10 protein-coding genes are annotated in these 20,376 nt (G+C 69.6%); all 10 read left to right on the forward strand.

Annotation, left to right across the window (positions count from 1 at the left end; genetic code table 11):
* Window positions 1–7: 7 nt before the first annotated feature.
* The 10 genes from J2S75_RS10000 to gltS all read left to right on the forward strand — a co-directional run bounded on the left by J2S75_RS10000 (window position 8) and on the right by gltS (window position 20,368).
* Window positions 8–4,690, forward strand: a complete 4,683-nt coding sequence (locus J2S75_RS10000; protein WP_307019714.1) for a DUF6603 domain-containing protein — start codon at window positions 8–10, stop codon at window positions 4,688–4,690.
* A gap of 2 nt (window positions 4,691–4,692) precedes the next feature.
* Window positions 4,693–6,696: a hypothetical protein gene (locus tag J2S75_RS10005; protein ID WP_307019715.1), complete on the forward strand. Its 2,004-nt coding sequence runs from the start codon at window positions 4,693–4,695 to the stop codon at window positions 6,694–6,696.
* Entirely contained in the window at window positions 6,693–10,328 is a 3,636-nt protein-coding gene (locus tag J2S75_RS10010) for a hypothetical protein (RefSeq protein WP_307019716.1), read from the forward strand. Before J2S75_RS10005 ends, J2S75_RS10010 begins: the two co-directional genes overlap by 4 nt.
* Window positions 10,329–10,333: 5 nt before the next feature.
* Entirely contained in the window at window positions 10,334–12,967 is a 2,634-nt protein-coding gene (locus J2S75_RS10015; RefSeq protein WP_307019718.1) for a hypothetical protein, read from the forward strand.
* 52 nt (window positions 12,968–13,019) lie between these two features.
* Complete coding sequence (locus J2S75_RS10020) at window positions 13,020–14,057, forward strand: hypothetical protein (protein ID WP_307019719.1); 1,038 nt, start codon at window positions 13,020–13,022, stop codon at window positions 14,055–14,057.
* Between the two features lie 39 nt (window positions 14,058–14,096).
* Window positions 14,097–14,705 carry a hypothetical protein gene (locus tag J2S75_RS10025; RefSeq protein WP_307019720.1) on the forward strand — a complete coding sequence of 203 codons (609 nt, stop codon included), beginning with the start codon at window positions 14,097–14,099 and terminating at the stop codon, window positions 14,703–14,705.
* A 295-nt stretch (window positions 14,706–15,000) separates the two neighbouring features.
* On the forward strand, window positions 15,001–16,134 hold the full coding sequence (locus J2S75_RS10030; RefSeq protein ID WP_307019721.1) for a nucleotidyltransferase domain-containing protein: 1,134 nt from the start codon (window positions 15,001–15,003) through the stop codon (window positions 16,132–16,134).
* Complete coding sequence (locus J2S75_RS10035; RefSeq protein ID WP_307019722.1) at window positions 16,131–17,819, forward strand: ATP-binding cassette domain-containing protein; 1,689 nt, start codon at window positions 16,131–16,133, stop codon at window positions 17,817–17,819. Before J2S75_RS10030 ends, J2S75_RS10035 begins: the two co-directional genes overlap by 4 nt.
* Before the next feature lie 80 nt (window positions 17,820–17,899).
* A complete protein-coding gene (locus J2S75_RS10040) occupies window positions 17,900–19,048 on the forward strand; it encodes a patatin-like phospholipase family protein (RefSeq protein WP_307019723.1) in 1,149 nt (382 codons plus the stop codon).
* Window positions 19,049–19,162: 114 nt separating this feature from the next.
* Window positions 19,163–20,368: a sodium/glutamate symporter gene (gltS, locus tag J2S75_RS10045; RefSeq protein ID WP_307019724.1), complete on the forward strand. Its 1,206-nt coding sequence runs from the start codon at window positions 19,163–19,165 to the stop codon at window positions 20,366–20,368.
* The last annotated feature ends 8 nt before the right edge of the window (window positions 20,369–20,376 follow it).

Below are 20,376 nucleotides of genomic sequence, written 5' to 3' on the forward strand. Positions count from 1 at the left end.
TCGCAATGTGACGTGTTCAGCAAAGGGCGAGGCCATGGCCGGCGGCAATGAGGGGGTGAAGGCGGACAACGTCATTCCCCTGTCGAAGATCGACCCGGACCGGTTCGAGGCGCTGGGGTTGACGGATCATGGCTGCGCGCAGCTCGATCTCTGGCTGGCCGCGCTGGGCGAGAGCGGTGGCGCCGTCTCCGCGCTGCAATTCGAGCTGCCGGTCTATGCCGAGGGCGGGTCGCGCACCACCGCCACGCGCGTGGTCGTCGCCTCCCGCGAAACGCGCGAGGTGTGGCGTCCGGGCGATGCCTATGCCGCGCTGAAGCCGGCACAGCTTGCCATCGACAAGGCGCTGGGGCTGCGGGCGGCGCGGCTGTCCTATTGCTCCTTTGATTTCGCCGTGCCCGCCGCCGGCACGGCCAGCGCCGACGACATCGCGCTCATCACCTCCACGGCGCGGGCCCTGCTGCCGGACTGGCCTCACCAGCTGGCGCCGTTGCGCGCCGGCATGAATTTCACCGGCGAAGCGACCCTGCTGCCCGAGGTCGACGCGGCGCTGCGCGAGCGCTTCGGGCTCGACGGCAGCGTGCGTGTCGCCGGCAGCGTCGGCAGGTTGCCGCAGGCGGGGCAGCAAGCGCAGGGCTACCGGATCGAGGCGAGCACCGCCCTCAATGTGCCACCGCTGGAACTGCTGGGCGGGCGCCTGTCGGTCGCCCTCCAGCGCGCCCGCGTGGCGGCGGAAGGGGCGGGGTCCGGGGCTGGCGGCGACGCGCCCTTCTCCTTGAGGCTGTTCGGCGCCCTTTCGCTCGACCAGCAGCGGCTGGCCGCGTCGATCGAGCTCAATCTGGCGAGCCGCGAGCTCAACCTCATCGCCGACGCACCGGAGCTGCTCAAGGCCGGGGCGCTGGTCCGCAGCCTGGCGCCGGAACTCGACGCGGCGCTGTCCGACGCGCTGGGCACGGTGGACAAGGTGGTGCCGTGGCTGCGGCGGCTGGATATGACCGCGCCGCTCGACGGCTTCGACGGTGCCAAGCTGGAGCTGTGGCTCACCTATGCCGAGCCCTTTGTCCTGTTCGACCTGATCCGCGTCACCCCCAGCCTGTTCGCCGCCGGCACCTATGGCGGCGGCGCCTTCGCCTTCGAGGCGGAGATCACCGGCATCGGCACGATCGGCAGCGGCGCGCAGGCGATGCGCTTCGAGACCAGCCTTTCCCTTCCGGAGGGTATTTTCCGCGCTGCGCTGGCGGAAGGCAGTCCGCTCGTTCTGCCGGCGGAGATCGACGCCAAGCTCGACAAGGTGGCGGGCCGGGAGAACCTGCACCTCATCGATCTCGCCCTCAGCGCCCATACGCGCGATGGAGCCTATTTCTTCTCCATCATCACACTGGGCTTTCTGGATATTCCGATCGGCGGCGGCCTCCTGTCGATCGGCGATGTCCGTTTCGAGGTCGGCAAACGGCGGGGCGAGGGCTACAGGGCGCAGCTGGAAGCGACGCTGGTCATTGGCGATGTCGAGGCGGGGGTTGCCATCGACATCGATAAGGACGTGAAGGGCACGGTGACGGTGCCGGTCCTGCCCATCGGTGCCATCGCCGCCGATCTGCTGCAAATCGAGGCGCCCGGCGAGCTGGCAGCGGTCGAGATCAGTGCGTTCGAGCTTAACCTCACGCTCAGCAAGAGCACCAGTTTCGACTTCAAGGCCGAGTCGGAAGAATTCACCATTGGTGGCCTCGCGCTGAAGCTCACCCGGCTCGATGTCCGCTATGCCGGCACCCTGACGCTGAACGGGGAAGGGCGGGTACGCTTCGACGCCAGCGATGTGAAGCTCGCGCTCGCTTACCTCGATGGAAGCTGGAACTTCACTTTCGGCGGTGACACGCGCTTCGATCTTGGCCGGGCGCTGGCGCCGCTGGCGCGGGATATCGGCTTCGAGCCGCCCTTCGCGGAGGGGAGCGTCACTGTCACCCGCGTGGCTGGCGCCCTCCGCCTCGGCGCGGAGGGGCCGCGCTTCGCCGTCAATTTCGAGTTCAAGATCAATGGCGGCGATTTCCGCCTCACCCTGGTGGCGGGGCGCGCGGCGGGCGGCAAGGCGGGCTGGGAGTACAGCCTGAAACTGGGCCCGGCGCAGATCGACTTCCGCTGCCTGCCGGTCGTCGGCGGGGCGATCGGTGCGGCGGCAGACGCCTTCGCCAAGAGTGGCGGCAGGAAGGCGGTCGGCGTCGACGCCTTGCGGGTGGGCGTGCTCTCCACCCTGGAGAAGAAAGCGCTCACCGACATGTTCGAGGGCCTGTCGCAGACGGATTTCCCGCCGCCGGAGGCGCCGACCGGCAAGCTGATGCTGACCGGCACGCTGCAGCTGCTCGACTACGAAAAGTCGATCCTCTACCCCCAGCCCAAGGACAGGACGCCGGCGAAGGACGCGAAGGACAGCAAGGGCGCGAAGGGCGGCGCGAAGGCGGAAGTGGAGATCCTGCCGCCTATTCCGGCCAAGGTCGACGCCGCGACGAAAGCCGGGGGCTCCCCCGCCGCCCCGCCGGACGACAAGCCCGCCGACGACATGCACTGGCTGCCGGTACAGCGCGATTGCGGGCCGCTCCACCTCGCCAAGCTCGGCCTCGGGCTGCGGCCGGCAGGCGGCAGCTACGAGGTCTCCACCGCCCTGGCGGGAAAGATCGGCCTCGCCGGTGTGCAGCTGGAGTTGATGGATGCCGGCATCAGTCTCCGCCTCAACGAGCTTTCCGCGCCGCGCGGCCGCTTGAAGGGCATGAGCCTCAGCTTCAGGCGGGGGGCGGTGTCGGTCGAGGGCGGCTTCCTGCAAATGTCGGAGACGGTCTATGGCGGCCAGCTCAGCGTGCAACTGCCCAAGGTCTCCATCGGGGTGGTCGGCGTCTACGGCGCCTACAAGCTTCCGGACAGTGCTGGCTCATCCACCTCGCTGTTCATCTATGGCACGGCGAGCCTCGCCGCCGGCATCAAGCTCGGCGCGATCACGCTCACCGGGCTGGCGCTCGGCTTCGGTCTCAACCGCCGGGTGATCATACCCGCCATTGGCGAGGTGGCGGCGTTCCCGCTGGTGGCGCTGGCGATGCAGGAAAATGCCGGCGGCGCCAAGCCGTCGGCCTTGGAGATGCTCAACACGTTGGAGCGGCACCTGCCCTTCACCGAGGGACAGATTTTCGCCGCGCTGGGGCTGCGCTTCACCATCGCCGAGACCATCGAGGCCTTCGCGCTGGCCATCGGCCAGTTCGGCCGGGATGTGGAATTCTCGCTGCTGGGCCTTGCCCGCTTCGAGAAATCGGTGGGCGACCAGAAGTTCTGCCGGGTCGAACTGGCGATCAAGATGACCCTGCGCCCGGAAGAGGGCGTCTTTCTGCTTCAGGCCGAGCTCACCGCCAATTCCTGGGTGCTCGACCCTTCCTGCCGGCTCACCGGCGGCTTCGCCCTGGGGGTATGGTTCGGCGGCGCGCGCAAGGGCGACTTCGTGCTCACCCTTGGCGGCTATCACCGCGATTTCACGCCACCGGCCCATTATCCCGTCGTGCCCCGCCTCGGCCTCAACTGGGCGGTGACCAACGAACTCACCCTCAAGGGCGAACTCTATTGCGCGCTCACCCCTTCGCACCTCATGGCCGGCGGGCGCTTCGAGGCGTCGTTCATCCATAGCCGCATCAAGGCCTGGTTCATCGCCGCCGTGGATTTCCTTATCCGCTGGGCGCCGCTGCAATACAGCCTGGAGGCCGGCATTTCGATCCGCGTCGAGGCCGATCTGTGGCTGTTCTCGATCAATCTCAGCCTCGATGTCCATCTCAGCCTGTGGGGGCCGCCCTTCGGCGGAAAGGTGAGGGTGCGCCTGTCGGTGCTGTCCTTCGAGATCGCCTTCGGCGGCGGCCGCGCCACGGCGGAGATCCGTGGCTGGGCGCAGTTCGGCGCGCTGTTCCTCGACAAGGCCAGCCCGCATTGGGACGCCCTCCCCACGCCCGGCCGGTCGGTGGAGGCACCTGCCATTTGCGGCGTCGCTCTGGCCGGCGGGCGGCTGTCGCAGCCCGATGACCGGCCGCCGGGCGGCCCGTGGATGGTGCGCGGGGATGAACTTGTCCTCTCCGTCACCTCGGTGCTGCCGGCGACCGCCATCGTGGTCGGCACGGTCAAAGGCGCGGTGCCGCCGAAGGAGCAAAGCGGCCGCAATCTCGCATTGGCCGTGCCGCTGGCGCTGGCGACCGTCGCGGGACGGCATGGCGCCGAGAGCGCGACCTTCGGCATCGTGCCGCTGGCGGTGACGCGGGCCGAGAGCGCATTGACCATCGCCATCGTCCGCGATCTTGCCGGCGACGGCACGGCGGGGGTGGACCTCGCCGGCTGGCAGGCCGAGCCGGAGCGCCAGGGCATGCCGGCCGCGCTGTGGGACCGGCAACCGCCCGGCGACGCGCCGGCCGCCCGCATGACCGGCGCCTATCTCACCGGGCTTGCCCGCTTCGCCCCCCCCGAGGGGCGACGCCAGGGCGAGGGCACCCGGGTTGAGATCGCCCGCTATCGCGAGAGCGACCGCATCTTCCGCGAAGCCGCAGCCTCCGAGCCCGCTATCCGTGCAGCCGCCGGTGGGGGAGAGGCGAATGTCCCCGTCCGCGATCCGGCGCCGGAAAGGGGCCCGCGCCATTTCCGCGCCCCGCCGATGCACCGCAGCTGGCAGCAAGGAGCCTGACCATGCCACATCCCGGCTCCCCCTCGGAAGCGCTCAGCCTCGGCCTTTACGACGCCTATCTGCCGGCGCTCACCGCCGGCAGCCACCGTGTGCTGGTCCAGCAGTCCATTGTCTATGAGGAGACAGGCGGTGCGCAGAAGGCGCATCACTACTACCGCGACGAGGCGTTCGTGGTGCGCGGCCCGCGCTTCTTCCTTGATGAGAACGACATTCATGCCCGCTACCCCGCGGTGGGCGCGATGGGAGATTTCGGCCGGCACGTCGCCAATATCGTGCTGCGCAAGCGCGCCTTGCCGTGGGAACGTGAACTGACCCTGGCGGGGGCACCCCGGGCGCCATGGATGGCGCTGCTGCTGCTCACCGAGGCGGAGTTCCAGGCGCAGGGCGGGGACGCGGCGGTGCAGACCATCGCGCCGGATGCGCTCTTCGTCCCCGGCCGGCGCACCTCGGATGGAAAGGTGCTGTTTCCCCGGCTGGCCGCCGAGCCGAGCCCCGACGCCGGCCAGCAACGTGTCAGCGTCCTCGATCTGGAGCGCGGGCTTGCGAGCGCCCTGTGTCCCTCGCCGGCCGATCTGCCGCTGCTCGCCCATGTGCGCCAGGTCGCGATGGACGACAAGCCGCGCGCGGCCATGCACGGGGCGGGGGAGTTCCCCGTGGTCTGTGCCCGCCGGGTGCCGGCGCCGGGCGCCAACCTCGCCCTGCTCGTGTCGCTCGAAGGCTGGGAGGAACTGATCGAGGGGCGGCTGCCGGCAGGGCCGGAGCGGCTGCGTCTCGTCGTTCTCGCGCGCTGGCGCTTCATCCACGATCCCGGCTTCGCCCACAGCTTTCCCGGCCTTGCGGGCCGTCTGGACATCGACCTGCTGCGGACAAAGACGCCGCCCGGCACGCCGCCGGCGGTCGCCGTGCCGCACGCGGCCGGCTACACGCAGATGTCGTACCGGCGGGACGCGGGCGACGCTCTCCCTTCCTGGTATCGCGGCCCGTTCGCGCCCGCGCCCGTGGCGCTGCTCCCGGTCGATTGTTTCGACCATGCCGATGCCGCGCTGATCCTCTCGCCCGAAGATGGCGCGCTGACCACGTCCTATGCCGCCGCCTGGCAGCTCGGCCGGCTGATGGCGCTCGCCTCGCCGAGCTTCCTCGCCGCCACGCGGGCCTTCATCACCGACAATGCCGGCCCGCGCGAAGTGGCTTTCCGGCTCGACACCTTCATGCGCCTGCATCTCGGGGCGATCCGGCGCGAATGGGCGGCACCGGGTGCGGCGGTGTCGACACCGGCCGACGAGGCGAAGGCCGCGCCACCGGACAGTTTCCACGCCGTGCTGAAGATGGTCGTTTGGCTGCGGGGCCTGCTGCGGCTCGAAGGCGTGCCCTTCCCCTATCTGGTGGGAGGGGAGGCGCTGCTGCCGGTGGCCAGCCTGCGCTTTTTCCATGTCGACTCCAATTGGCTGCTGGCGCTCGCCAATGGTGCGCTCAGTCTCAGCGGCACCGCCACCGGGGCGGCGGCCCGCGACGGGCTGCCCCTGCGCCGCCTGATCGCGCGGCTGGTCGAGCGTTGCGAGGCCGGCCCCATGGCGGAACTCGATCCGAAAGGCGACGCGCTCGACCGGCCCCGCACCGGCTTCCTGCTGCGCTCGACGCTGGTGTCGGACTGGCCGGGACTGGAGACGGTCGTCGACACCGCGGCGGAGCAGGGCGCGCGGCTGCTGCGGCTGGAGCGCCTGGCGCCGGACGTGCTGCTGGGGGTTGCCGAGGGTCAGCTGGTCCGCCTGACGCTGAAGGAGCCGCCGGAGGGACTGGCCTTCCGGCTGGCGAAGCACCCCGATGTGCCGGAGCCGGACGCGCGCGGCCTGTTCAGCCCGCTGGCGCGGCTTCAGGCGGAAAGCGCGCTTGGGGGCGCCCGGCGTCCGCCCGCCGCGCCCGTCGATCCACTCTCCGCCGCCGCTTTCGCCGCCGGCGCGCTCAGCAGTGGCAGCATTCAGAGCTTCGTTTGGGAGATTGCGCGGTGAGCCCTGTCGAAACCGCCGCCGCTGCGGCCACTGCCATTTTGGTGCCGATCCAGCTCGAAGCGCTGGTGATCGAGGGCGCGGCAGCGCCCGAGGGCGACCTGCTGCTGGCGCGGCACACGGCCGAGCGCGGCGCCTCGCTGCGCTGGAAGGCCAACCGGGTCAATTACGTGTCGGGCCTGCGCACCCTTGTCGATCCCAAGCTCACGCCGTTTCTGGGCGCGGTGCCGGCGGCGGGGGACCGGCTGGCGCTGCGCGACAGCGAACGCCCCACCACGACCGATCGCGGCGTCTATCTGCGCTGGATCGTTCCCGCCGGCCTGCGCAAGTCGCTGGCGCAGAACAGCCTCAGCTTTCCCGCGCTGCCGGACCAATGGGTGATCCTGCGCCTGCTGCGCCGCGCCACCTCCCGCGCCGAGGTCGAGCTGAAGGCCTGGGTGATCGACGGCTCGGCCTATCCCGGCGATGCCGGCTCGGCCAGCCTGCCGGTAGCGACGCCGCGCAAGGGGGGCGCGGCCGGGCCCGAAGTCACGGCGCAGCCGGTCGGCGTCGCGCGCACGCTGGACGAATACGACCCCGCCCGGCAGGCGCAGATGGCCCACACCACGCTGACCGCGCTCGGCACGGCCTGGACCGGCTCGCCGACCTTCTCCACCTCGTTGGCGGAGAACCGCAATGTCCTGTCCTGGCACGACGGGTTGGAGGATTTGCGCGATGCGCAAGACAAGCTGCCGCTCGCCTCTGTCAGCTATGCCGTCGTCGGCTGGTATCTCACCCCCGGCGCCGACCCTCTCGCGGCCCTGCCGCTGACGCTGAAGAGTGAGGCGGGCGCCCCGGCCGATCTCGATGCCGTGCTCAAGCATCTCGGCTGGGCGGCGCCGCTGGGTGCGCAGGGGCGGCTTGGGCCGTGCCTGTTCCACGGCGCGCTCGCCCATATCAATTTCTGGGACGCGGAGCGCTATCGCGGGCCGCTGCTCGGCTACCCCCAATCGCCCCCCGCCCATGGCGGCCTGATGCCGCCGGAGGCGCGGATGGAGGTCGGGCTCGGCACCTCGGCGCAGGCGGCGCTGGCCGCTCTGGTATCCGACCAGTTCTGGGACGACGAGGTCGAGGCGAAGGACCGTCCCAAATGGGCTGTGCTGGAAGGGCATCTGCTCGGCGCCGCCGATCCCGCCGGCCTCGATGCCGCCACCCGGCGCAAGCTCGACCATCCGCTGGGGTTCACATCGCTGGAAGCCGGCCAGCGCCATGTCCTCGTGCAGGAGAAGGAGGCGGCGGAGAAGGCCCCGGGCCCGACGCCGGCGCAGCGCGAGGAATTGGCGCGGCTCAATGAGCGCCAGTCGGCTCTCAACGGTGTGGTGCGGGGGCTGATCGCGCGGGGCAATGCGTTGCGCATCGCCTGGCGGGAGCGTGTCGTCGCCGTGCGCACCGGCACGCTGCGGCCGGATGCGACCCCCGACCCGCTGGCCGGGCTGAAGGCTGAGCTGGACGCGTTCGTCGAAGACGTGGGGAGGGCGAGCGCCACCTCCCTCGTGCTCCTGACCGCGTTCATTCAGTTCGGTGCCAATCTGCCGCCAGGCTGGCGGCTTGAGGCGGAGCCGGAGCCGTCCTTCTGGGTGGCGGCGGACCCGGTGGTGATGCTGGCGGGCGTGCCGGGCGCCAGCCGGCCGGCGCTGCCGGAACCGCTGCCCTGCCGCACGCTGGCGGGCGTGGTGGCCCGCGCGCCGGTCGCGCCGGAGCGCGCGGCGTTTCCCGAGGCCGCGCTTGCCGCGCTCGCGGAACGGCTTCACGCCAAGGGCCTGCCGCAGGCCGGCGCGCTCGCCGCGCTGCTGCGCGAGGCGGCGCTGATGGAACAGGCGGTGGCCTCCGCCGCTTTTGCCGAAACCGCGCCTTTCGTCGGGCAGATCGAGTGGACACGCTGGAAGGACGCGCTGCAGGCACGCTTCCGTTCCGGGACGCCGGGACAGTCGCTGGTGCTCGCCGGCGGCGATGGGCGCGAGGTGCTGCCCGAGACGCTTGTCTCTGTCTGGGGCCAGCAGCCCTGGTCGCCGCTCTACATCGACTGGAGCGTCAATTGGCACACCAGCCCCGGCGGGTTGGACGACTGGCGTTTCGCCACCGGCCAGCACCCGCTCCACTATGATTACCGCCAGCCCGTCGGGGTGCCGGCGACCGGGCGCGCGAACCCGACCGGGGTGAAGGGGCGCAGCCTGATGGCGCCGATGGACGGGCGCTTCATGGCGGACGCGCTCACTGCCGCCATTGCGGAGTCGCGGTTGAACAATGGCGATTTCGCCGCGCTCACCCGCACGCCGCTCGTCGGGCAGGAACTCTCCGGGCTGGGGGCGAGCGTGCGGCGGCTCAACGCCCAGGCGCTGATGCCCCGGCCCGATGCCGCATTGCCCTGGCTTAGTACGGCGACCGACCAATTGCTCGCGCAGGGAACGGACGCACTGGCGCGGCTCGCCGCCGGGCTGCGCATCGCCATGCCGGCGCCTCTTCCTCCGCTGCCCTCGGCCCCCGAGGTGCCGGCGCTGGAGGCCGGCTGGTTCCGCCTCGAACATCTCTGGGTGATCGACGATTTCGGCCAATGGGCGGAGCCGATCGCCCGGCCGGAGACGCGTGTACAGCCGCATCCGCGCTCGCGCCTGCGGCTCGGCCCGGCGGTGGACGACACGCAATGCGGGCCGTTTGCCCGTCCGCCCCGGCTGACCGAGGGCGCCCGGCTGGACATCGCCTTCTCCGGCGGCGCGGACCCGATCCGGGGCTGGATCTACCTCAACCGCCTCGATCAGGCGCTGGTGGTCTGCGCGGGCGATGGCAAGCTGCTGGGCGAACTGGCGCTGGAGGGCGCCGTGGGGGGTGGCGCGGCTGTCTGGCGCAGTCTCGCCGAGGCCGGGCCGGTAGGGCTCGCCGCGATCGGCGATCCGGTCCTGGCCCACTTCGCGACATGGCTGGCGGACCCGCTGGAGGGCGCCGACCGGCTGGTGCGCATGCTGGCAGCCATTGACGAGGCGTTGCCCACCATCCGCGCCCGCGAGGCGGCGCCGGAGCAGATGCTGATCGGCCGGCCGCTGGCGGTCGTGGCCGTCGAGGCGCGATTCCAGTCCTTCCGCGGCGAGCCGCCCCCGGGCGCCGCCGCGCTGCGTCTGCCGCTGCGGCTCGGCAATCGGCGGGATGAGCAGGATGGACTTGTCGGCCATGGCGAGGGGCGGCGCTTTTCCGTCTTCGCCGCCCTCGACACCCCAACCGCACCGCCGGCCGGCTTCGCGACGGCGAGCCAGTTCGTTCTGGTCATGGATCCGTTGGCCTCGGTGGAAATCGCCAGCGGCGTGCTGCCCGCCCGCGCGGCCAGCCTGCCGATCGACACGGTTCGGGCCGCGCTGACACGGCTGGAGATCGGCTTCAGTGCCGGGCCGGTGCTGTTTCATGGCGCGCTGCCGCTGCTGCCGCCGCCGGCCAGCACGGGCGGGCGGTGGGAATGGCATGGGAGCGATGGGGCGTCCGTGCCGATCGCTGCGCTCGGCATTGAACCGCGTTTTGAGGGCGCGCCGCCGTCCGTCGGGGAGGGGCGCCTGATCCTGCGCCGCACGGAACCCGCAGCGAAAGCGTCGCCCCTCGTAGCAGAAGGTTGAATGGCATGAATTCTCGCTCGCGGCTTCACGCCTGGCTCGCCATCGCCCCCCTCGCCGCACTTCCGCTGCTCGCCGATGTGCCGGCTGCCGCTCAGACGCCACCGGCGGCCGCGCTGGTCGAGGCGCGCGTGGTGCCCGGCACACCGCCGACGCTGCAACTTCTGGTGCCGCCGGCGCCCGCGGCGGAGGGCGCGCCCCGCTCGCGTGTCGTGCAGGTGGTCGTCGATCGGCAGGTCCTCGCCGATGCCCTTGTCCGGGACCAGACGGACGAGCTCTGGCAGGATATCGGCAAGGTCAACGGCGTGTTGCGCGATGCCGGAGGCGACCCGCTCTGGTATGTCATGCGCAGCGACGCCGCCGATCCGGCGAAGGTCCGCATCGGTATCGCCAATTTCAACCTGAATGAGGGCGGCGACGCTCCGCTCATTCCCGGCAACAAGGCGCTGCGTATCCTTCTGCCGCTACGCGCCGGCGATCTCGCATTGCCCAACCGCGAGGGTCGCCCATTCCTGCCGTTGGAGGTGAGCGTCGGTATCAGCATCGACCAGCTGTCGAGGACTGATAGGGTGGACGCATGGCTGGAGAAGCCGGCCGATGTCGACCAGGAAGCCAAGGTCCGGTTCGGCACCGATGTCTCTGCATCGCTGACGGGGACGCTGGCGATCGGCGCGCCCGTGACACTGAGCTGGAAGATCGCCGACTGCGTGCAGGCGACGTTGAGCGGACCCGTCGACTATCGCCAGCCCGTGCTCGCCATCACTCCCGAAAACGGCGTGTGCGCGGGATCGAAGAAGGTGCTGGCGCTGGGGCCGGCCACCTATCAGCTGACCGCCGAAATCTCCGGCGAGCAGGGAAGCCGCGTCAGCGTGGTCGTCACCCGCACGGTCACGCTGGATGTGCGCCGGTTCGACCAGTTCGCCAATCTGACGCTGACGCCCTCTTCCGTCCTGCCGGGCGGCAAGGTACGGGCGCGCTGGTACATCCGCGAACTCCCGGCCGACGACCGCCGCGAAGCGATGCTGTCCTGGACCGATGCCAATGGCAACCGCCGCCTGCAGCGTCTGCGCGCCTCGGCCAGCCAGACCACTTCCGGCGAGATGAGCTTCGCGGTGCCGCAGAGCGCGAGCGCGACCGATACCTCGGTACGGCTGCACTATGGCGAGGAGACCATTGCGCGCTCCTTCGACATTGAACGCTGGCAGCCCGCTGGCACTTCCACCCTCGCCACTGGGGCCCTGCGCGGCCTCGCCTTCGCCGGCGGAAGGCTGGTCCTGTGCAGCGAACAGGGCCTTTTCCTCGCCGATGTCGGGGCCGGCGGCGGCATCGGGCCGGATGGCAGCGGCAAGACCAACGACCCGTTTCCGCCCTTTGCCCGCGTGCCGCTGCGCATTGGCGGGCAGCCGGATGCCGCGGGGCCGGTCGCCAACCGGCAGCCGCTGCAGGAGGCGCCATGCCTCGCCGTGCGTGCCATCGATGCCGAGCGCGTGGCGGTGCTGGCCCAGATCGACACGCCTGTGCCGACCCGCCCGGCCTATGCCGAGCTGACTTTGCTCTCGCCGCGCGATCAGGTCGCCTCCTATCCCGTGACGCTGACCGACGACCCGATCAACACCACGGCCGCCCAGCGCCGGGACTACCAATTGGGCATGTTGCGCGGCCGGCTGTTCGTGCAGGTGCAAATCGGCCCCATCGACCGCAAGGGAGGCCTCAATGCTCGCTCCTCGGTCAAGACCTTCTCGATCGCTGAAAGCGACATGCCCACCGGCAAGGCCGGCTGGCGAAACGAGCCGGCGCTCAGCAGCGTCGAACTCAGCCAGAACTATGGCTGGCACCTGGTGGACGGGTTTGGGACCGACAACGAGTTCCTCTTTCTGATCAACGAGGTGACCGGGGCAACGCTGCGCTTCGAGGCAAGCCCCGACAGCGCCAAGAGGCTGGCGCAGGCCCGGTCCAGCGGCTCCCCGGCCCGGCTGACGGCCGCCCGTGAGGCGGTGGAGATCGAGTATCCCACGCCGGCGAAAGAGATGGGGAGGGAATGGGCCGCCGCGCTGTCGGCCGGTCCGGTGACCAATGTCGGCGGCGTCATCGTCGGACTGGGGGCGGGTCTCGCCTACAACCCGCAGACCAATGAGTGGCAGCAGGGCTCCTTCGGGCTGACGGGCAGCGCTGGCGCCGTTGCGGCCTATCGCGGCGACGGCGAGCCCCGCCTTTGGCTGATGAAGGCGAATGGCGAGCGCCTCAGCCTGACGGTCGAGAGCCCGCGCCTGTTCGCCGCCGACTATTTCGAGAACACGCGCGCCGCCAGCCTTCCCTATCTCGTGCTGGGCGCCAAGGTGACGACCCGTACCCGCGAGGCGCGGAACTGGAGAACGGAAAAGCGCACCGAGCTGGAGAAGAAGGATGAGCGCTCGGAGATGGTGACCTGCACGGTCAAGGGCGTCATCAGCACCGTCCCAATGGTGGTTAGCGAATTCACCCTGTTCTACCCCGATCGCCCCTTCGAGTTCGTCGGCAGAGGTGCCGACCGCAAGACCGACGTGTCCAAGGCGCATCTGGGCGCGGGCAACTGGGACGCCACCACCAGTCTCGACCCCTGCGAATCCGTTCGGATCGAGCCGATTCCCGTGCCGAGCCCTTGAGCCCCGCAGCACGATTGCCGCAGGGCGCCAATCCCCAGCAAGGAACAGCAAGATGAGCGATACCGTAACCCCGCCATGGACCCTGACACGGGTCCGGCAGATCGACAGCGACACGGGCAGCCTCAGCCTGACACTGGACGGGGAAAGCACGCCGAAGGTGGAGGTGACGGCCGACGGTCGGACGACCTTCAACACCTCGCTGGCGGTCGCCGGTCCCCTGTTCATGGAGGGGCCGGCAATGGCCCATTCCGGCCTCTCCGTCACCGGCGACATGAAGGCGAGCGGCAACCTTGAGGCGGAGGAGGGGCTGGTCGGCCTGGGGGCGGTGCCGGTCGGGGCCATCCTCATGTGGTCGGGTGATCCGTCGAAGCTGCCGGCGGGCTGGCATCTGTGCAACGGCGTCGGCTGGTTCGCCAATGGCGACCCGGTCCCCGACCTGCGCGGCAGGTTCATCGTCGGCCACGATCCTCGCTACGCCGATTATGCGCAGGTTCGCACCAGCGGCGGTTCCGCCACGCGCGTGCTCAAGGTGGAGAACCTGCCCAAGGAAGAAATGATGAACCTGAAACAGTTCATCGCCGCCCGGCCGATCATCGATGGCGACACCTATGGGTTGTCGCGCAGTGTCGGCCGGGACGTGGAGGTCGGCTCCAAGGGACTGAGCGAACCGATCGACATCCGTCCGCCCTGGTACGCACTCGCCTACATCATCTATGGCGGGCGCGGCGGCACCATCAATGTGGGTAGGGAGCTGCGTGCCGAGCAGTTCCTGGTGAAGGGGCAGGGTATCGCGTCACCGTCCCGGCGCTACGTCCTGATGATGATGGAGGATGACAAGCTAAAGCTGCTCGACATGACGGACAAGGACCAGCCCAAGTCGCTGTGGGTGGCCGAACAGGGCAACCGGCAGGCCACCGGCGTCGAGGCGCACATGCAGTCCGACGGGAATTTCGTCATGTACACCAAGGAAAGCAAGCCGACCTTCGCCTCCAATACCTACAACAAGGGCGGCATTGTTCTCCGCGTGACGGATGAGGGGACAGTCCGGATCGACGACGCGCAAGGCAAACCCGTCTGGTCGAAACCCTGATGCATCGCCGCTGAACTTCAGGCGTGAAAGGACACGGCCATGATCGACCGGACCGTGAGGCCGAAATGGAGGCTGACCCGCGTCGCCCAGGAGGACGACGACCTCAAGCTCACCTGCGTCGGCCAGACTGAACCGGCGCTGGAAATCACCACCGACGGCAAGACCACGCTCAACACGTCGCTGACCGTGAAGGGGCCGCTCACCCTGTCGCAGCCGATCTCCGGGGACGGGGGCACGGTGAAGGTGGCGGGCGGGCTTACCGTCACCGGGCCGGTCGAGGTGCCGGGCGGCATCACCGGGCCGGGGGCGGTGCCGCGCGGCGTGATCCTGATGTGGGGGGGGGGGGGCGACCCGGGGCGGCCGCCGGAAGGCTTGGCACTCTGCGATGGCCGCAACGGCACGCCCGACAGGCGGGCCAGATTCCCCGTCGGAGCCGACAGCGGCGCCTTCCCGGCGAACCAGGCGGGCGGCACGGTGGAACATATCCACCGCATCGACCACGTTTACCACCTTGGCGCGGTAAGAAATGCCGACGGCAAGGAGTTCGGCGTCGTCTCACCGCACGCGTTGCAGCGTCTGACCTGCGACACCCAGCACGCCGTGCACTTCCCGCCCTATCTGGCGCTGCATTTCATCATGAAGCTCTAGATCGGTAAAACGTTCCCTATCAATCATTTAGAGGCTGATTCACCGATCGGGTCGATTCAACTTGATCGGATCAGGCTCTAGGGAACTGTGCGACGTCTCCCACGCATGTCTGACATTCCCGACCCCACCGTGATATGCCATTCCGTTACCGGCGCACCCGTTATGCGCCTGAGGCGGGCCATAGATGCGAGGCGGTGGGGCAGGCATGGGCGGAGCGTCACGACAATCCGCAGTTGAGGACGGGGCCGCCTTCGACCTGCTTCGCCGCGCCTGTGCCGCGGCGGCTCCAAACGGCGTGTCGGCCTCCCTTACCGCCGCCCCCGACCGGATGGTGAACTGGGAGCTATTCCTGCGTCTGGTGGAGCGGCACCGTGTGCCGGGCCTGGTCCATGCCGGGCTCGGGCGCCTTCCCGACATCCTCCCCGACGAGATTCGGCAAGCGATCGCCCGACAGGCTCAGGCGCTGGCGCGGCGCAATCTTACCCTCGTCGCCGCCACCGTCCGACTCCAGACGCTGTTCGACGCCGCCGGCATCGAAGCCATCTTCTTCAAGGGCGCGTTGCTCGGGCAGCGGGCCTACGGCTCGGTCGCGGTCAAGCACGCCAAGGACATCGACTTTCTGGTGCCGCCGGAGGACCTCGCGGCGACCTTCGCCCTGCTCGCCGGGGAAGGCTACCAGCCGGTCCTCCCCGCGGCGCCATTGACGGCGGCCAAGATCGACGCGCTACGGGACTTCCAGATCGAGGCGGTGATGGCCGATCCGGCGCGCGGCGTACAATTGGAGCCGCATTGGCGGTTGACCGAGAACCGTCGGCTGCTGCCGCTCGGCCCGCTTCGGGCGGGGGCCGGCAAGCGCGAGTGCCTCGGCGGTGTGCCGGTTCGCGGCTTTCATCCCGACGATGAGTTCGCCTATCTCTGCGTCCACGGCCTGCGGAGCGGCTGGTTTCGGCTGAAATGGCTGGCCGATCTTCATGCCCTGCTGGCGGGGAAGGCAGAGGAGGAGCGGCTACGCCTCTATCGCCACGCCGAGACCCGGGGGGCGGGCCCGGCCGCCTTGCTGGCTTATGGCCTGTGCCGCGACCTGTTCGCGCTCCCGGTGCCGGCCGCGCTGGCCGGTCCGGTCGAGGCGCCGCTGCAACGGGCCATGCGTAGGCTCTGCCACGCGTCTCTCGGTGCCAGCTACCCGCACACTTCGTTGAGCCAGGTGCTGCTCCAGGCGCTGCTGCTGCCCATGCTGCATGCGGTGGCGTGTGGGCCCGCTCACGTCGGCAGCGAGATTGGGCGCTGGGCGATCGACGGCCGGGACGTGATGGAATTGCCGCTGCCGCGCTACCTGCATTTTCTCTACCCGCTGCTGCGCCTGCCGCTCTGGGTCCGCCGGCAGATCGCGGGAAGAGGCATGTTCAGCGGCATGCGGCGTGCCCCGTGAGACGGCAACCCGTCGATGCGGCGCTTCTCGTCGCCTTCATGCGCGCTCTCGCACAGTCCGCGCGCGGACGTGGGGCACTCAGCATCGCCATCATCATTGGCGGGGCGATGGTGGAAAGCATCGGGCTGATTCTTCTCATCCCGGTCCTGCAGTTGCTCACCGACCGTGAGGGGCTCGTCTCCCTCTGGTTCGCCGAGTGGCGCCGCGAAAGCCTGTTGCTGCTCCTTCTCGCGGCTTTCCTGCTGGCGATGACGGCGCGGGCCTTTCTCCTCTATGCGCGCGACCGGCTGTTATGGCGGGTGGAGAACGACTTCGTCGACGGCCAGCGCGCGCAATTGATGCAGGGGCTGGCCTCGGCGCGCTGGGCGTCGCTCGCCTCGGTGCGCCATGCGGAAATCCAGAGCGTCCTGTCGACGGAGATGATCCGTCTGGCGACGGCTGTCCGGCTGTTCGTGCAGATCGGCGTGGCCGCGCTGCTGGTGTTGGTGCAGGGCGGGCTGGCCGTCTATGTGGCGCCGGTTCTGGCCGGCACCCTGCTCGCGACAGCGGCCGCGGCGGGCTTCGCCTTTTCCGGCCTGCAGCGGGCCGGCGCCCTGGGACACGATCTGGCCCGCACCGGCCTTAACCAGATGCAGGCGATGGGAAGTCTCCTGTCGGGACTCAAGGCGGCGCTGGCGCAGAACCTTCAATACCGCTTCCTGCGCGAATTTCGCGACACGCTCAGCGAGGCACGCGACAACCGTCGGCGCTTCTCCGAACGGCAGGCGCGGCTCCGGCTGGTGTTCGGCATCGGTTCGGCCGCCTGCGCCTGCCTGGTGGTGGCAGGTGGCGCGCTGGTGCTGGAGATGCCGACGCCGGCGCTGATCCTGCTCGTGCTGATCTGCGCCCGTCTCGCCGGCCCGGTGCTGAACCTGCAGCAGGCGATGCAGCAGTTCGCCTATTACCTGCCCTCCTTCGCCGCCGTCGAGGCCCTGGAGGTGCAGATGGAGGCTCCCGCTGCGGGGGCGGTGGAAGCTCAGCGGATCCTGCCGGGGGCGGTCGAACTGCGGGCGGTGCGTCGGCTCCATGGCGAAGGGGCCGGCCTCGCCGGGGTCGATCTCGTCATTAACCCGAGCGAACGGATCGCGGTCACCGGCGCCTCGGGCGCGGGCAAGACGACGATGCTCGACGTGCTGGCCGGGCTGACGGCGCCGGACAGGGGTGCGGTTGTGGTGGGCGGCGCCACGCTTGATGTCGCTGCCCTGCCAGCCTGGCGTGACAGTGTCGCCTATGTCGTGCAGGAACCCTATCTGTTCCGCGACAGCGTGCGCGCCAATGTGACGGCCGATGCACCCTGTGACGACGCCGCGATCTGGTCGGTGCTTGAGCTTGTGGGTGTCGACACGCTGGTGCGGCGCCTGGAGGGCGGGATCGACACGCTTATCGGCGAAGGCGGTGCCGTGCTCTCCGGCGGCGAACGCCAGCGTCTGGCCCTTGCCCGCGCCATTTTGCGGCGTCCGCGCCTGCTCATGCTCGACGAGGCCACCAACGCTCTCGACCTGCCCTCGGAGAGGCGTCTGCTGCAACATCTCTTTGCCCTCGATCCGAGCCCGGCCGTGCTGATGGTGACGCACAGGCGCGAGAATCTGGACCTGTTCGACCGGGTTCTGGAGATGCGGGAGGGGCGGCTGCTGCCCTTGGGATGAGATCGTCGGTCATTCTCCGGATGTTGCGATGCAGCATTCTGACCGCTACGTTGCCGGCCCCGGTTCCAGAAGGCGCGCCCATGCCCTCCAAGATCCCGTCTCCCGCATCGGCATCCGGCTCGACCACCGCCCTGAAGCCGCGGCTCGGGGGCCGGCGGCGGTCTCAGCCGAGCGCGGCGCACGAGTCGAAGGCGGGACAGGCCCCCGTTTCGGCGCGCGGCCCGGTGCGGGTCGAACTCGCCCTGCAGGGCGGCGGCTCGCATGGCGCCTTCACCTGGGGCGTGCTCGATCGGCTGCTCGAAGAGGACTGGCTCAGTATCGAGGGTGTTTCCGGCACTTCCGCCGGGGCGATGAATGCGGCGGTATTGGCGGACGGTTTTGCTGCCGGCGGTCGGGAGGGCGCACGGGCGGCGCTCGACGCCTTCTGGCATTATGTCGCCGAGGCGGCCCGCTTCAGCCCGTTTCAGCGCGGCCCGCTCGATGTGCTGCTCGGGCGCTGGACACTCGACCATTCGCCGCTCTTCGTCACCATGGACCTGATGTCGCGGCTGTACTCGCCCTACGATCTCAACCCGACCGGCGCTAACCCGCTGCGCGCGGTGCTGGAAAAGGCGATCGACTTCGAGCGGCTGCGGGCCTCGCCGATCAAGCTGTTCATCACCGCCACCAATGTGCGTACCGGGCGCGGCCGGGTGTTCCGCAATGCCGAGATCACGCCCGAGGTGCTGCTGGCTTCCGCCTGCCTGCCCACCCTGTTCCAGGCGGTGGAAATCGACGGCGACAGCTATTGGGACGGCGGCTATTCCGGCAACCCGACCATGACGCCGCTGGTACGGGAACTCGCATCGGAGGACACCATCCTCGTTCCGATCAATCCGGTGGAACGCCCCGGCACGCCGCGCACCGCCTATGAGATCCTCAACCGGCTGAACGAAGTCTCGTTCAATTCCGTGCTGATCAAGGAGCTGCGCATGATCGCCCTGCTGCGGCAGGTGGCTGATCCCGGCAATTGCGAGGGCGCGCATTGGGCGCGGATGCGCATCCATGTCGTGCCCAATGGCGTGGTCGATCAGCTCGGCTATTCCTCCAAGCTGAATGCCGAACGCGAATTCCTCGCCATGCTCCGGGAGGAGGGGCGCAAGGCGGCCGACGCCTTCCTCAAGGCCGATGGCGCCAATATCGGCAGATGTTCCTCGGTCGATCTCGACGCGCTGCTTGACGGCGTGTGAGGCGCTGCCCGGCTTGCCATGGCCGGCGCCGGGGTGGCACCTAGGGTTGACCGGGCGCCGTGCGCCAAGGATGTCATGCAAAAGGGTGCCTTGAGGCGCCGAGGCGGAGTGACCATGCCGGCGATCGAGATTTCGGGTCTGCTCACCTTCACGATCGCCATCGTGGTGTTTTTCACCGGTTCCGGCATCAACCGGGCGATACCGCCGCTCGGCCGGTTCAACATCCCCGAGGCGGTGACCGGCGGGCTGCTGGCGGCGCTGGCGACGCTGATCGCCTACCGCGTCTTCGACACCGCCATCGTGTTCGATCTCGCCGCGCGGGACATGCTGCTGCTGTATTTCTTCACCGGCATCGGCCTCAATGCCCGGCTCGACGACCTGCTGGCCGGCGGGCGGCCCTTGCTGATCCTGCTCGCGCTCACCGTCCTCTATCTCGTCATCCAGAACCTGATCGCCCTCGGTGCCGTCAGCCTGCTCGACCTGCCGGAGGGGCTTGCCGTCTTCCTCGGCTCGGCCTCGCTGATCGGCGGGCATGGCACCACCATCGCCTGGGCACCGCTGATCGCGGAGCGCTTCGGCGTCGCCAATGCGCTGGAGGTGGGCATCGCCGTGGCGACGCTCGGCCTCGTGCTGGCGAGCCTCGCCGGCGGGCCCATCGCCCGCTATCTCATCGCCCGCCACCATCTCAGGAGCGAGCCGGGTCAGGAGGCGATCGTCGGCCTGCCAAAGCCGGTAAACGAGCGGGCCGACGACGACATCAGCCATGTCAGTCTGCTGCGCACCGTGCTGGTGCTCAACGTCGCCATCCTCATCGCCTTCGGGCTTGAGGAGGCGGTGGAGTGGACGGGGCTGAAGCTGCCCATGTTCGTGGTATGCCTGCTGGTCGGCATTGCGCTCACCAACACGGTGCCGCGCCTGTTGCCGCGCCTTGCCTGGCCCACCCGGACGCGGGCGCTGGCGCTGGTCTCCGATCTCGCGCTGAACATCTTCCTCGCCATGTCGCTGATGAGCATGCAGCTGTGGAGCATTGGCGGGCTGGGCCTCGCGCTGGTGCTGGTGCTGGCAGTGCAGACGGTGGCGGCGGTGGCCTATATCGTCTTCGTGGTGTTCCCGGCGATGGGGCGCGACTATCAGGCGGCGGTGATCTCCGCCGGCTTCACCGGCATCAGCCTCGGGGCGACGCCGACCGCCATCGCCAATATGACGGCGGTGACCAAGGCGCATGGGCCTTCGCCCCGCGCCTTCATCATCCTGCCGCTGGTCTCGGCCTTCTTCATCGACATCATCAACGCGGCGGCGATCGGCTTCCTCGCGCGCTGAAGCGGCGG

The organism is Ancylobacter polymorphus (genome assembly GCF_030813495.1).
GTDB lineage: Bacteria > Pseudomonadota > Alphaproteobacteria > Rhizobiales > Xanthobacteraceae > Ancylobacter > Ancylobacter polymorphus.

Bases quoted from the DNA above. Each gene is read 5' to 3' on its own strand.
- J2S75_RS10015 (WP_307019718.1), top strand. From the start codon at position 10,334: ATGAATTCTCGCTCGCGGCTTCACGCCTGGCTCGCCATCGCCCCCCTC.
- J2S75_RS10025 (WP_307019720.1), top strand. From the start codon at position 14,097: ATGATCGACCGGACCGTGAGGCCGAAATGGAGGCTGACCCGCGTCGCC.
- J2S75_RS10020 (WP_307019719.1), top strand. From the start codon at position 13,020: ATGAGCGATACCGTAACCCCGCCATGGACCCTGACACGGGTCCGGCAG.
- J2S75_RS10040 (WP_307019723.1), top strand. From the start codon at position 17,900: ATGCCCTCCAAGATCCCGTCTCCCGCATCGGCATCCGGCTCGACCACC.
- gltS (WP_307019724.1), top strand. From the start codon at position 19,163: ATGCCGGCGATCGAGATTTCGGGTCTGCTCACCTTCACGATCGCCATC.
- J2S75_RS10005 (WP_307019715.1), top strand. From the start codon at position 4,693: ATGCCACATCCCGGCTCCCCCTCGGAAGCGCTCAGCCTCGGCCTTTAC.